General features: G+C 62.9%; 14 protein-coding genes. 4 read left to right on the top strand and 10 right to left on the bottom strand.

The window, feature by feature from the left end:
- Window positions 1-16 precede the first annotated feature (16 nt).
- The 10 genes from glnT to LB528_RS17325 all read right to left on the bottom strand — a co-directional run bounded on the left by glnT (window position 17) and on the right by LB528_RS17325 (window position 7,816).
- Window positions 17-1,324, bottom strand: coding sequence for a type III glutamate--ammonia ligase (gene glnT, locus LB528_RS17370; RefSeq protein WP_224715682.1), 1,308 nt, complete (start codon window positions 1,322-1,324; stop codon window positions 17-19).
- A gap of 36 nt (window positions 1,325-1,360) precedes the next feature.
- Window positions 1,361-2,689 carry an FMN-binding glutamate synthase family protein gene (locus LB528_RS17365; RefSeq protein WP_140844228.1) on the bottom strand — a complete coding sequence of 443 codons (1,329 nt, stop codon included), beginning with the start codon at window positions 2,687-2,689 and terminating at the stop codon, window positions 1,361-1,363.
- A gap of 6 nt (window positions 2,690-2,695) precedes the next feature.
- Window positions 2,696-3,427: a GXGXG domain-containing protein gene (locus tag LB528_RS17360; protein ID WP_224715745.1), complete on the bottom strand. Its 732-nt coding sequence runs from the start codon at window positions 3,425-3,427 to the stop codon at window positions 2,696-2,698.
- Window positions 3,428-3,446: 19 nt separating this feature from the next.
- Entirely contained in the window at window positions 3,447-4,343 is an 897-nt protein-coding gene (locus tag LB528_RS17355) for a class II glutamine amidotransferase (protein WP_224715681.1), read from the bottom strand.
- Between the two features lie 86 nt (window positions 4,344-4,429).
- Window positions 4,430-4,759: a hypothetical protein gene (locus tag LB528_RS17350; protein ID WP_224715680.1), complete on the bottom strand. Its 330-nt coding sequence runs from the start codon at window positions 4,757-4,759 to the stop codon at window positions 4,430-4,432.
- The gene (locus tag LB528_RS17345) at window positions 4,756-5,445 is read right to left on the bottom strand and encodes a hypothetical protein (protein WP_224715679.1); all 690 of its coding nucleotides are present in this window, start codon (window positions 5,443-5,445) and stop codon (window positions 4,756-4,758) included. The genes LB528_RS17350 and LB528_RS17345 overlap by 4 nt, the downstream gene beginning before the upstream one ends.
- A 45-nt stretch (window positions 5,446-5,490) precedes the next feature.
- On the bottom strand, window positions 5,491-6,897 hold the full coding sequence (locus tag LB528_RS17340) for an APC family permease (RefSeq protein WP_224715678.1): 1,407 nt from the start codon (window positions 6,895-6,897) through the stop codon (window positions 5,491-5,493).
- Window positions 6,898-6,909: 12 nt separating this feature from the next.
- Window positions 6,910-7,071 (bottom strand): hypothetical protein, encoded by a 162-nt coding sequence (locus LB528_RS17335; RefSeq protein ID WP_095768770.1) that lies wholly within the window; start codon window positions 7,069-7,071, stop codon window positions 6,910-6,912.
- A 68-nt stretch (window positions 7,072-7,139) separates the two neighbouring features.
- Entirely contained in the window at window positions 7,140-7,517 is a 378-nt protein-coding gene (locus tag LB528_RS17330; RefSeq protein WP_224715676.1) for a hypothetical protein, read from the bottom strand.
- Window positions 7,518-7,528: 11 nt separating this feature from the next.
- Window positions 7,529-7,816 carry a hypothetical protein gene (locus LB528_RS17325; RefSeq protein ID WP_224715674.1) on the bottom strand — a complete coding sequence of 96 codons (288 nt, stop codon included), beginning with the start codon at window positions 7,814-7,816 and terminating at the stop codon, window positions 7,529-7,531.
- 284 nt (window positions 7,817-8,100) lie between these two features.
- Here LB528_RS17325 and LB528_RS17320 point away from each other — a divergent pair, with 284 nt between their 5' ends.
- The 4 genes from LB528_RS17320 (at window position 8,101) to LB528_RS17305 (ending at window position 11,944) form a co-directional block, all read left to right on the top strand.
- Window positions 8,101-9,234, top strand: a complete 1,134-nt coding sequence (locus LB528_RS17320) for an aminomethyltransferase family protein (protein WP_224715673.1) — start codon at window positions 8,101-8,103, stop codon at window positions 9,232-9,234.
- Window positions 9,235-9,335: 101 nt separating this feature from the next.
- The gene (locus tag LB528_RS17315) at window positions 9,336-9,932 is read left to right on the top strand and encodes a dimethylamine monooxygenase subunit DmmA family protein (RefSeq protein ID WP_224715672.1); all 597 of its coding nucleotides are present in this window, start codon (window positions 9,336-9,338) and stop codon (window positions 9,930-9,932) included.
- Entirely contained in the window at window positions 9,929-10,894 is a 966-nt protein-coding gene (locus tag LB528_RS17310) for a PDR/VanB family oxidoreductase (RefSeq protein WP_224715671.1), read from the top strand. Before LB528_RS17315 ends, LB528_RS17310 begins: the two co-directional genes overlap by 4 nt.
- 9 nt (window positions 10,895-10,903) lie before the next feature.
- Window positions 10,904-11,944: a heme-dependent oxidative N-demethylase family protein gene (locus tag LB528_RS17305; protein WP_224715670.1), complete on the top strand. Its 1,041-nt coding sequence runs from the start codon at window positions 10,904-10,906 to the stop codon at window positions 11,942-11,944.
- Window positions 11,945-12,021 lie beyond the last annotated feature (77 nt).

Here is a 12,021-nt window from a genome sequence, read left to right as displayed (position 1 = left end):
TCGCACCGCCGAGATATCAGATATCCAGCGTGTGGTCGCGCTCCCACTGCGTGAAGTGCGAAGCATAGGAATTCCATTCCTGCTGCTTCAGCTTTAGATATGCCGACGAAAATTCCTCACCCAGCGCCGCCTTCAACGATTTATCCTTGTCGAACTCGCGCAGCGCATCGAGCAGGTTGAGCGGCAGTTTCGGCGCATCCGTCACAGTGTGGCCGAGCTGGTACATGTCGATGTCGTAGCGCTTGCCGGGGTCGGCCTTCGAGCGGATGCCGTCGAGGCCGGCGGCGATGATGACGGCCTGCAGGAGGTAGGGATTGGCGGCACCGTCGGGCAGGCGCAATTCGAAACGGCCGGGCCCGGGCACGCGCACCATGTGCGTGCGGTTGTTGCCGGTCCAGGTCACTGTGTTTGGCGCCCAGGTGGCGCCCGAAATGGTGCGCGGCGCGTTGATGCGCTTGTAGGAATTCACCGTCGGATTGGTGATCGCGGCAAGCGCGGAGGCATGCTTCATGATGCCGCCGAGGAAGTTCCTGCCCTTGGCCGACAGGCCGAGCTCTTGCGAATTGTCGGCAAAGACATTGGTCTTGCCGGTCTCGTCCCACACCGAGATGTGCGCATGGCAGCCATTGCCGGTCAGGCCTTGGAAGGGCTTGGGCATGAACGTCGCGCGCAGGCCATGCTTTTCGGCGATAGACTTGACCATGAACTTGAAGAAGGAGTGCTTGTCGGCGGTCGCCAGCGCGTGATCGAAGGTCCAGTTCATCTCGAACTGGCCGTTGGCGTCCTCGTGGTCGTTCTGGTACGGGCCCCAGCCCAACGCCAGCATATGGTCGCAGATTTCGGCGATGACGTCGTAGCGCCGCATCACCGCCTGCTGGTCGTAGCAGGGTTTCGAGGCTGTATCATATTCGTCGGAGATCGCCTTGCCGTCGGGCGAGATCAGGAAGAACTCGGCCTCGACGCCGGTCTTGACATGCATGCCGTCGCGGGCGGCTTCGTCGATCAGCCGCTTCAACGTGTTGCGCGGCGCCTGATTCACCTCCTTGTCGTCCATGATGCAGTTGGCGGCTACCCAGGCGACGTCCTTCTTCCACGGGAGTTGGATGACCGAAGCCGGATCCGGCACCGCCAGCATGTCGGGATGCGCCGGCGTCAGGTCGAGCCATGTCGCGAAGCCGGCGAATCCTGCACCGTCCTTCTGCATGTCGGCGATCGCCTGCGCCGGCACCAGCTTGGCACGCTGCCCGCTGAACAGGTCGGTGTAGGAGATCATGAAATATTTGACGCCGTTCTCCTTGGCGAATGCGGCGAGATCGTTCCCCATTATGTAGTTCCTCGCTTATGTGTCTTGGATTTTGTCCTAGAAGCCGTTCTTCCCCGGTATCCAGTTGGTGCCGGCCAAAGGCACGCCGGCCATTGCGGCGGCTTCGATCGAGAGCGCGACGAGATCCTCGGGCTCGAGATTGTGCAGGCTGTTCTTGCCGCAGGCGCGGGCAATTGTTTGCGCTTCGAGCGTCATCACCTTGAGGTAGTTTGCCAGGCGCCGTCCGGCCGCGATCGGGTCGACCCGCTTCATCAATTCGGGGTCCTGCGTGGTGATGCCGGCCGGGTCGCGGCCCTCGTGCCAGTCGTCATAGGCGCCGGCCGTGGTGCCGAGCGCATTGTAGTCAGCCTCCCAGCGTGGATCGTTGTCGCCAAGCGCGACGAGCGCCGCCGTGCCGATCGACACCGCGTCGACGCCGAGCGCCAGCGCCTTGGCGACATCGGCGCCGTTGCGGATGCCACCGGAAACGATGAGCTGCACCTTGCGGTGCATGCCGAGGTCCTGCAGCGCCTGCACCGCCGGCCTGATGCAGGCAAGCGTCGGCTGGCCGACATTCTCGATGAACACTTCCTGGGTGGCAGCGGTGCCGCCCTGCATGCCGTCGACCACGACGACGTCAGCGCCGGCCTTCACCGCAAGTGCCGTGTCATAGTAGGGGCGCGCGCCGCCGACCTTGACGTAGATCGGCTTTTCCCAGTCGGTGATCTCGCGCAGCTCGAGGATCTTGATCTCGAGATCGTCCGGCCCCGTCCAATCAGGATGACGCGAGGCCGAGCGCTGGTCGATACCCTTGGGCAGCGTGCGCATCTCAGCGACGCGGTCGGAGATCTTCTGTCCGAGCAGCATGCCGCCGCCGCCGGGCTTGGCGCCCTGGCCGACGACCACTTCGATGGCGTCGGCGCGGCGCAGGTCGCGCGGATTCATGCCGTAGCGCGAGGGCAAGTACTGATAGACCAGCGTCTTGGAATGCCCACGCTCTTCCTCGGTCATGCCGCCGTCACCGGTGGTGGTCGAGGTGCCGGACAGCGTGGCGCCGCGTCCGAGTGCCTCCTTTGCCGGGCCGGAGAGCGATCCAAAACTCATGCCGGCGATTGTGATCGGGATCTTCAGCTCGATCGGCTTCCTGGCGTGGCGCGAGCCGAGCACCACCGAGGTGTCGCAGCGCTCTCGATAGCCTTCGAGCGGATAGCGCGAGATCGAAGCGCCGAGGAACAGCAGGTCGTCGAAATGCGGCAGCTTGCGCTTGGCGCCGGCGCCGCGGATGTCATAGATGCCGGTCGCGGCCGCGCGGCGGATTTCGGAAAGCGTGTAGTCGTCGAAGGTCGCGGATTTGCGCGGCGTCGTCGGCGGGTTGCGGTAGGTCATCTTGCCTCAATACGCGTCGGCGTTATCGATGTTGAAATTGTAGAGTTTACGGGCCGAGCCGTAGCGCTTGAACTCCGACGCCTTGACGCCGGTCACGCCGGCCTTGGCGAGCAGGGCCTGCAGCAATTCGATATGCTCGGGCCGCATCTCCTTGGCGATGCAGTCGGCGCCGAGGCTCTCGACCTTGCCGCGCACGAAGAGCCGCGCCTCGTAGATGGAATCGCCCAGCGCATCGCCGGCGTCGCCCAGCACCACGAGGTTGCCGGACTGCGCCATGAAGGCCGACATGTGGCCGATATTGCCATGCACGACGATGTCGATACCCTTCATCGAAATGCCGCAACGCGACGAGGCATTGCCCTCGATGACCAGCAAGCCGCCGCGGCCTGTGGCGCCGGCATACTGGCTGGCGTCGCCTTTGATGACGATCGAGCCCGACATCATGTTCTCGCCGACGCCGGGGCCGGCCGAGCCATGCACGGTAATCGCGGCCCCATCATTCATGCCGGCGCAGTAATAGCCGACGCTGCCGCGCACATGGATGGTGATCGGTTGATCGACGCCGACGGCGACCGAATGGCTGCCCTTCGGATTGAGCACTTCCCAGGCGGTCTCGTTCGAGCCGGGTGTAAGGCTGTGCAGCGCCTGGTTCAATTCGCGCAGCGAATGTTCGGACAAGTCGAAGACGCGTGATGCCTGACTATGGGCATGGCCTTGCTCGCGCTCGGCTTTCGACATCGGGGTTGCCGGCATGAGCTCAATGCTCCCAGAAATAAACGGTTGCGGGCTCGGGCTCCCAGACCCGCGCATTGTCGATGCCGGGAAGCTTGGTCAGCGCGCGATATTCGGAGCCGAAGGCGACATACTGGTCGGTCTCGGCCATCACGGCCGGCTTGCAGGCGATCGGATCGCGCACCACGCCGAAGCCGTTCTTGGTGCCGACGACGAAGGTGAAGAAGCCGTCGAGGTCGGAGAGCGTGCCTTCCAGCGCCTCACCGAGATTCTTACCATGCGCCATCCGGTTGGAGAGATAGGCAGCGGCCACCTCGGTGTCGTTCTCGGTCTCGAAGGTCATGCCATCGCGGATCAGCTCGCGGCGTACATTGTTGTGATTGGAGAGCGAGCCATTATGCACCAGGCACTGGTCGGCGCCGGTCGAGAACGGATGCGCGCCCATCGTCGTCACCGCCGATTCGGTCGCCATGCGGGTGTGGCCGATGCCATGCGTGCCGGTCATCGCGCGTACGTCGAAGCGATCGACGACGGCTTCGGGCAGGCCGACTTCCTTATAGATCTCCACCGCTTCGCCGGCGCCCATGATGCGGATGTCGGGCCGGAGCGTCTGCAGCGCCTCGCGCGCGACGTCAACCTTGTCCGGCGTGGTCCGGATCACCGCATGCGTCGATTTCACGGCGATGCTCACCGGTGCGCTGATCGCCTTGGCAAGTTCGGCGTCGAGGCCGCGAAAATCGCGATCGGGCTTCGGCGACTGCACGGTGATCTTGGCTTCATTGCCGGTGCCCGCGCCGTAGATGGCGATGCCGGCGCTGTCCGGTCCGCGGTCGCTGAGCGACACCAGCATCTCTGACAGCATGGCGCCGAGCTTCGGCTCCAGCGCCTTGTCCTTCAAGAAAAGTCCGACGATTCCGCACATGCCAGCCTCCAACGTTTTTTGGCTCTCAGATGATGTACCCAATGAGTGAGCCGAATTCAATTGGTATGAAAGAAATTTTCCTGTGATTACATATTAGACGGCGCATTGCCCTTGGCACTATCGCCGTCCGGGCGCGCCTTGTGAACCCAGATCGCATGGCGGATACGCGCAATCCGGTAGGCGTCGAGGATAGAGAAGGCATAGATCAGGAAGCCGCCGGCATGGCGCCCGATGAAGCTGGCGTCGGCTGGCGCCAGCTTCATCGTTATCCAGCCAAGGATCACCATGAAGAACAGGAACTGCAGGCCGCGCGCCGGCATGCCGAGCATGACATGGCCGCTTGCCGGCAAGACGATCGCGGCGCCGAGCACGAGATAGGGATTCACGGGAGCAGGGGTGGCGGTTTCGTCGCTCATGCGGCCCGCCTTTCACGCCGGTTGATGGCTTGGCGAAGCGTCGAGGTTGCCTCGAGCAGCCGTTCGATCAACGCCGGATCGATCCCGGCATCGCCGAAGGCGGCCTGCCGGAACACGCCGTAGCGTGCGCGCTCGGCCTCGGCCAGCAGCCACACGATGCGCATGCCCTTCGGCGTGATCAGCAATTCCTTGGCGCGGCTTGCGGCAAAGATGCCTGTATGCGCGGCGATCAGATCCTGCGGGAAGGCGACGCCTCTGCGGTCCGTCCTGAGCACCGCGTCGGCGGGAAAGCCGAGCACCTTTGGCAGCGTGTGCGGCAGATGATCGAAGTTGGAGAATGTCGTCGCCGAATTCGGCCGCATCATCATGTCGAAGACACCCGGCACCGAGACCGGCTCGGTGATCGAAACGCTGAGCCAGCGCGTCGGCAGCTTTCGTGTCGCCAGCGTGTCAATGATGGTGCGCAGCTGAACGTGCTGGCCGTTCCAGCAACCGACCCAGGTGACGACGCCGGCCGTGCCGTCGGAAATGTCTGCGGCATCCGCAACGACGCTGCGGATGCTCGCCATATCGGCGGCCAAAGCCGCCTTCGCCCTGTTGCGGCCGGCCCGCGCCAGCCAGGCAATGTGAGCGGCGACGGCCAATGCGATCGCCCCGGCAAGCAGTACTGACGTCAGTTCCGACATTTCGACACGCCACGGCCCGCCGTGAACAGGCGGGCCTTACTCCACTCAATAACCCTGCGGCTTCGGCCACGGCATGGAGAACTGGTCGCCGCGCCGCACGAACTTGTAGCGGTAGAAGTGGAACCAAAGCGAGATCAGGAAATAGAAGACCGTCATCGCGATCAGCTGTGAGCCGAAGCCGAGGAAGATGGCGAAGAACGTCACCATGCACAGGCAGAACAGCACGATCGCCGGCAGCGGATGAAAGGGGTGCGTGTAGCCGCGGCGGATCGTGCCTAATGGCCACTTCTTGCGGAACATCATGATGTTGATGCTCATGAAGGTGTATTGCAGCACGCCCGACAGGATCGAGAAGGTGATCGCCTGGTTGAGGTCGGCGATGAAGGCGAAGGCCAGCGCGATCGGCAGCAGGAACAGGATCGAGCGATAGGGCGTGCGGTATTTCGGATGCACCGCCGAGAACCAGCTCGGCAGATAGCGGTCGCGGCCGAGCGAGAACCAGGCGCGCGCCGCGTCGTTGATGCAGCCATTGGCCGAGGCGAGCGCTGCCAGCAGCGTCGCGATGAAGAGCAGGTTTTCGAGCAGCGGGCTGCCCGTCAGCTTGCCGGCGTCCCACAGCGGGTAATAGGTGATGCCGAGATATTCCCAGGGCATCAGCGAGGCGCAGACATACCAGGTCATCGCGGCGGCGATCAAAAGCGTGATCATTCCGGCCATGGTGCCGTAGGGCAGGGAGCGCGCCGGCGAGCGCACTTCCTCGGCTGCCTGGGTGGTGCCCTCGATGCCGAGATAATACCAGATGCCGAACTGGAAGGCGGCGATGACGCCGATCCAGCCATAGGGCAGCGCGTTGCCGGGGGTGACCAGCTCGTTGAGCTTCAGAACCGCGCCTTGCGTCCACGGGCTGACGAAGAAGAACAGGATCACGATCGAGACATAGGCGATCGCGGTGATGACGAAATTGACGTTGAGCGTCATCAGCACGCCGCGATAATTGAGCCAGGCGAGCACCACGATCGTGGCGGCGATGAAGGAATTGTGCGTCAGCCCCTCGATGCCGGCCTTGGCGACGATCGTGTCGCCGAGCAGGATCGCGTCCGACACTTCGAGCATGGTGTAGGCAAACACCAGGAACAGCGCGACGTTGAAGGCCATCAGCGGTCCGACGATATGCTTGGCCTGCGCATATTGGCCGCCGGCGGCCGCGACGGTGGACGTCACCTCCGAATCGATCATGGCGACCGAGGTGTAGAGCAGTCCGACGACCCAGCAGACGATCAGCGCGGCGAGCGCGCCGCCCTTGTCGGCGGAGAAATTCCAGCCGGTGAACTCGCCGACCAGCACGATGCCGACGCCGAGTGCCCACACATGCGCCGGGCCGAGCACCCGAAGCAGCGAGACCCTATCGCCTTGGATTGTCGTCGTTTGTCCCGTTTCAACCGCAGCCGTCATATCAGTCCCCACTCAGATCCGGTGTTTTTCGGAAACGGCTTCAAGCTCACCCTCACGGGAAGACGTCAAAGTCTCCTCGGAATAGGTCGTATCGACCTTGAACCAGTCGTAGAGCATCCACGCCGCAAGCACGACCGAGATGCCCCAGCAAACGTAAGACAGTCCCATCCACATGATGTTTTCCCCGGTCTCTTGTCGTCAAAAGTCTCTTTGGTCGTCAAAAGTTTCTTTGTCGCCGAAGCCTATTTGTCGTTGAACTTCTCGTTGATGACCTCGCGATATTCCTTGTCGGAGGCGCGGAACAGGAAGACGAAATAGGCGATCAGCACGATCGCCATGATGATCAGCGTCGGCCAGTCGATGATGTAGTGGAAGCGGTTCTGGATGATGTCATGCGCCGTCTCCGGCGTGTAGCCGAGCTTCTCCCAGATGGAGGCCATGGTGGCGTTCTGGCCGAGCGCGTCCCAGGTCTTGGCGTCGAGCGGGTCGATCGACTTCGCCGCCCCGGCGAGGCCGAGCTTGAGCGGCAGCCAGAGCGCCACGAAGATAGCGACGACCACGACCGCGATGTCGAGGATCTGTCCGGCCTTGTTCTGCTCCGGCGGGATATAGCGGGCCATGGTTTCCCCCTTCAGGATTGACGGTTGCGGGCCGCGTCGGCGTTCTTGATGTCGAGCCCGTAGATGAAGTCCTTGTCTTCCTTGTAGTGGTTGAGCATGGCGAGGATCGCGGCGGTGTTGAAGATCAGCACCGCGGCGGCTGCAACCGCCACCACGAGCTTGATGCCGCTGTGCGGAATGTATGGCCATGTCATCAGGAGGACAAAGAGGATCGTCGCCCACAGGCAAACGATCAGGAGCACGGATCCGCGCACGTCGGAACGGTACAGCGCCTCGATGCGCTGCTGCAGGTCGGACATCGTTTTTTCCCCTTCTGGCGACGTCCGGCCCTGAAAAGACCGGGCGTCCACTCTTTCAACAGAGTGAAATTTTTTTCATAAATTCTGCCCGATTCCCGAAATTGTCAAGCCGGATTTACGCATCGCAAACCGTTTGTCCCCAGGCAAGAAATTTGCCTGACAATGAAATTATTTGCTTCAAGGGGATTGCAGGGCTCCGTCGTTTGCGGTCAATATTCGAGCAAGCTCCGCCACCAAGCAGGAGCAGGGAACAGCAACGGCTTAAATCGACGGAGGACGATCGGATGACGGCATCCTGGAGATTCTCGACCCTGGCGGATCGCCATCGCGCGCTCGGCTCGAAACTCGAGGACTGGAGCGGCATGGGCACCGCCTGGACCTACGACAAGGATGCCGACGAGGAATATATCGCGATCCGCACGAAGGCCGGGCTGATGGACGTCTCCGGCCTGAAGAAGGTCCACATCACCGGGCCGCATGCCTCGCATCTGATCGACCTCGCCACGACGCGCGACGTGGAAAAGATCTATCCCGGCAAGTCGGCCTATGCCTGCATGCTGAACGAGGCCGGCAAGTTCACCGACGACTGCATCCTCTATCGCATCAGCCCGAACTCGTGGATGGTCGTGCACGGCTCCGGCACCGGCCATGAGGAACTGCAGCGGACGGCGACGGGCCGCGATGTTTCGCTGCGCTTCGACGACAATCTGCACGACCTTTCGCTGCAAGGCCCGACTGCGGTCGACTATCTCGCCAAGCATGTGCCGGGCATCCGCGACCTCAATTATTTCCATCACATGCAGACGCAGCTCTTCGGCTTTCCGGTGATGATCTCGCGCACCGGCTACACCGGCGAGCGCGGCTACGAGATCTTCTGCCGCGGCCAGGATGCTGGCACGATCTGGGACAAGATCCTCGAGGAGGGCAAAAGCGCCGGCATCATTCCCTGCCGCTTCACCACGCTCGACATGCTGCGCGTCGAGAGCTACCTGCTCTTCTACCCCTACGACAATTCCCAGAAATATCCATTCGAGAACGAAGGTCCCGGCGACACGCTGTGGGAGCTCGGCCTCGACTTCACCGTCAGCCCCGGCAAGACCGGCTTCCGCGGCGCCGAGGAGCATTATCGGCTGAAGGGCAAGGAGCGCTTCAAGATCTATGGCGTGCTGCTCGACGGCAAGGAGCCGGCGGACGAGGGCGCGCCCGTCTACCGCGACGGCAAAAAGGTCGGCGTGGTGACCTGCGCCATGTATTCGCCGCTGGTCGAGAAATCGATGGGCATCGCCCGTCTCGACGTCGACTGCGCGGTCAAGGACACCAAGCTCGAGATTCGCAACCGGAGCGGCTCCATCAAGGCGACGGCGCAGCCCTTGCCGTTCGATGATCCGAAGAAGACCAAGCGCACCGCCAAGGGTTGAGGCATCATCAGCGGGGAGGGATTTCGAGGCACTAGAGCATGATTCCGAAAAGTGGGAACCGGTTTTCGAAAAAGATCATGCTCCAACTGATCTAAGGAAGAATGGCAGCCAAGACGATCATCAGCCGGCCGGTTTACGGAACGCTCTCTCCGCAGCCTGGCAAGCATCATCTCTTCATCGCTGACGCGGAAGGCGCGCTGGCGATTACCGACATGGGCAACAAGGCGCCGCTCGGCTTTTTCGACGGCGCGGAAATCGTCTTTATTCCGGGACCCGAGGGCAAGCACGTGGCGGCTTTCGAAGCGCTGAAGCCCGCGCAACTCCATATTGCGCCTTCCTTCGCCAGCCTCTTGCCGCGGCTCAAGCAGATGCTGACCAACGCCCATATGGGGCTGCGCCTTTATCTTGCCGGCACCGAGGGCCTGATCGGCCAGGCCATGCAGGTGGCGCTCGAAGCCGGCATCGACCACACCTCCATCGAGACCGAGCATCGCGGCTCGCTGGCGCGCCGCGTGCAATGCGTGCACTGCAAGGGCATCACCGAGAACGTGACGACGCAGCCGGCGCTATGCTCACATTGCGGGCTGCTGCTTCTGGTGCGCGATCACTATTCGCGGCGTCTCGCCGCATTCCAGGGCGTGTGCATCAACGCCGAGGATCGCTCAGAGAGTCCTCCCATGGAGGACATTTTCCGATGAGCACCGGCACCACCAAGCTCGACGTCGTCGTCAGCGACGTCGTTCCCGTCAACGAGCTGGTCACGCGTTTTCATTTCCGCCGCCGCGACGGCGAGCTGCTGCCGACCTTTTCCGGCGGCGCCCATGTCGTGGTCGAGATGCGCGACGGCGACCGCACCAGGCTCAATCCCTATTCGCTGATGGGCTCGCCGCTCGACACGCGCGAATACACGATCTCGGTGCGCCGAGATGATGCCGGCCGCGGCGGCTCGCTGTTCATGCACCGGCAGGTCAAGCCCGGCTTGGGGATGGTGATCAGCTATCCGGTCAATCTGTTTTCGCTGGATCTCAGGGCGAAGAAGCACCTGATGCTGGCCGGCGGCATCGGCATCACGCCTTTCATGGCGCAGATGTCGCAGCTGGCAGGCGCCAGCGGCAATTTCGAATTGCACTACACCTGCCGCACGGCTTCGCTGGGCACCTATGCCGATGTCTTGCAGCAGCGCTATGGCAACCGGGTCAGGCTCTACCACGACGACCGCGAGGAGCGCATCGACCTCGACCGGCTCTTGTCCTCGCAGCCGCTCGGCACGCATCTCTATGTCTGCGGCCCGGCCGGCATGATCAACTGGGTGCGTGACCGCGCGGCTAGCCTCGGATGGCCGCCGGAGACCGTGCATTTCGAGCATTTCGCGGCCCCGCAGCCCGGCGCGCCGTTCGACGTGACCTTAGCCGTCAGCGGCAAGACGATCCGCGTCGGCGAGCAGCAGAGCCTGCTCGAGGCGATCGAAGCCGCTGGCGTCGACCCGCCCTATCTCTGCCGCGGCGGCGTTTGCGGCCAGTGCGAGACCAATGTGATCTCCTCCGACGGCAAATTCATCCACAACGATCACTGGCTGAGCGAGGAAGACCATCGTTCCGGCTGCAAGATCATGCCTTGCGTCTCGCGCTTCGAGGGCAAGTCGCTGGTCCTGGAAAGATAGGAGGCGTCAATGGGCATCACCTTTCGCAAGGAAACGTTTCGCGACGACTACACCTTCAGGAATAGCCCGGAGCATATCCGGCGCTTTCCCTTCCCGTTCAACGAAGACTCCTACATGTACGCAGTCAACATCGAGCCGCATGTGGTCGGGCCGAAAGGCAGCGTGCTCGAGAACCTGATCGACGTCGACGAGCACTATGTCGCCGAGATGCAAGACCGCGCGCTGGTGCTGGCCGAGGATCCGCTGCGCTGCCAGTCGCTACCGCACATGACGCTGGCCGGCTGGGACCTGCTCGAGCTTCTGATGGAGCAGCAGGCGCTCGGCTACCCCGAGCATTTCACACTGGAGCGAAACGGCGATCGCTGGCGCTGGATCAACCGGCCGCTCGGCATCGACGACACCTTCACCTTCGGCGACACCTCGACGCTGCCCTACGGGCCGATGGAATACATCACCCGCCAGAGCCAGGGCGATTTCTGCATTCTCGACCAGCGCGACGGCAATTTGTGGATGGATGCCGGCATGGTCACCACTCAGGCCGACTGGTCGCTCGACTTCGACATCGGCATGAATTTCTTCGAATGGCACGCGCCGGTGCCGCTGGCGCATGAGAAGGGCATTTTCACACGCGCGCTGAAATTCCTCACCAACATCCAGCAGGGCAAGCCGGCACGGCGCCTCAACTGGACGATGACCATCAATCCGCGCCTCGACACCAGCCCCGAGAACTATCACAAATGGGGTCCAGACCGCGCCACGGTCACGCCGGAGAATGTCGGCCAGAAGGTGCATCTGCGCGTCGAGCTGCAAAGCTTCTGGCGGCTGCCGCGTTCCAACGCCATCGTCTTCCCGATCCGCTGCTACCTGATCAAGATGGACGAGCTGGTCACGCAGCCGAAATGGGCGCGCCGCCTCCACCGCGTCATCCGCGACCTGCCCGAAGAGCTCGCCACCTATAAGGGCCTGACCCGCTATCGCCCGACGCTGGTCGAGTGGCTATCCAGGCTCGACGACGGCAGCCCGACGAGCCCGGGGTTTGGGCCGGATTAGGCGGAGGCCCCCTCATCCGGCCGCTTCGCGGCCACCTTCTCCCCGAGGGGGGAAGAGGCCAGCCGAGACGCTCGCGA

It is taken from the genome of Mesorhizobium sp. CA4, assembly GCF_020165075.1.
Lineage (GTDB): Bacteria > Pseudomonadota > Alphaproteobacteria > Rhizobiales > Rhizobiaceae > Mesorhizobium.
The sequence above is the reverse complement of the archived record's forward strand: the minus strand, read 5'-3'. Positions and strand labels throughout refer to the sequence as shown.

Coding starts and splice junctions, on each gene's coding strand:
- glnT (WP_224715682.1), bottom strand. CDS start 1,324: ATGGGGAACGATCTCGCCGCATTCGCCAAGGAGAACGGCGTCAAATAT.
- LB528_RS17365 (WP_140844228.1), bottom strand. CDS start 2,689: ATGACCTACCGCAACCCGCCGACGACGCCGCGCAAATCCGCGACCTTC.
- LB528_RS17360 (WP_224715745.1), bottom strand. CDS start 3,427: ATGTCGAAAGCCGAGCGCGAGCAAGGCCATGCCCATAGTCAGGCATCA.
- LB528_RS17355 (WP_224715681.1), bottom strand. CDS start 4,343: ATGTGCGGAATCGTCGGACTTTTCTTGAAGGACAAGGCGCTGGAGCCG.
- LB528_RS17350 (WP_224715680.1), bottom strand. CDS start 4,759: ATGAGCGACGAAACCGCCACCCCTGCTCCCGTGAATCCCTATCTCGTG.
- LB528_RS17345 (WP_224715679.1), bottom strand. CDS start 5,445: ATGTCGGAACTGACGTCAGTACTGCTTGCCGGGGCGATCGCATTGGCC.
- LB528_RS17340 (WP_224715678.1), bottom strand. CDS start 6,897: ATGACGGCTGCGGTTGAAACGGGACAAACGACGACAATCCAAGGCGAT.
- LB528_RS17335 (WP_095768770.1), bottom strand. CDS start 7,071: ATGTGGATGGGACTGTCTTACGTTTGCTGGGGCATCTCGGTCGTGCTT.
- LB528_RS17330 (WP_224715676.1), bottom strand. CDS start 7,517: ATGGCCCGCTATATCCCGCCGGAGCAGAACAAGGCCGGACAGATCCTC.
- LB528_RS17325 (WP_224715674.1), bottom strand. CDS start 7,816: ATGTCCGACCTGCAGCAGCGCATCGAGGCGCTGTACCGTTCCGACGTG.
- LB528_RS17320 (WP_224715673.1), top strand. CDS start 8,101: ATGACGGCATCCTGGAGATTCTCGACCCTGGCGGATCGCCATCGCGCG.
- LB528_RS17315 (WP_224715672.1), top strand. CDS start 9,336: ATGGCAGCCAAGACGATCATCAGCCGGCCGGTTTACGGAACGCTCTCT.
- LB528_RS17310 (WP_224715671.1), top strand. CDS start 9,929: ATGAGCACCGGCACCACCAAGCTCGACGTCGTCGTCAGCGACGTCGTT.
- LB528_RS17305 (WP_224715670.1), top strand. CDS start 10,904: ATGGGCATCACCTTTCGCAAGGAAACGTTTCGCGACGACTACACCTTC.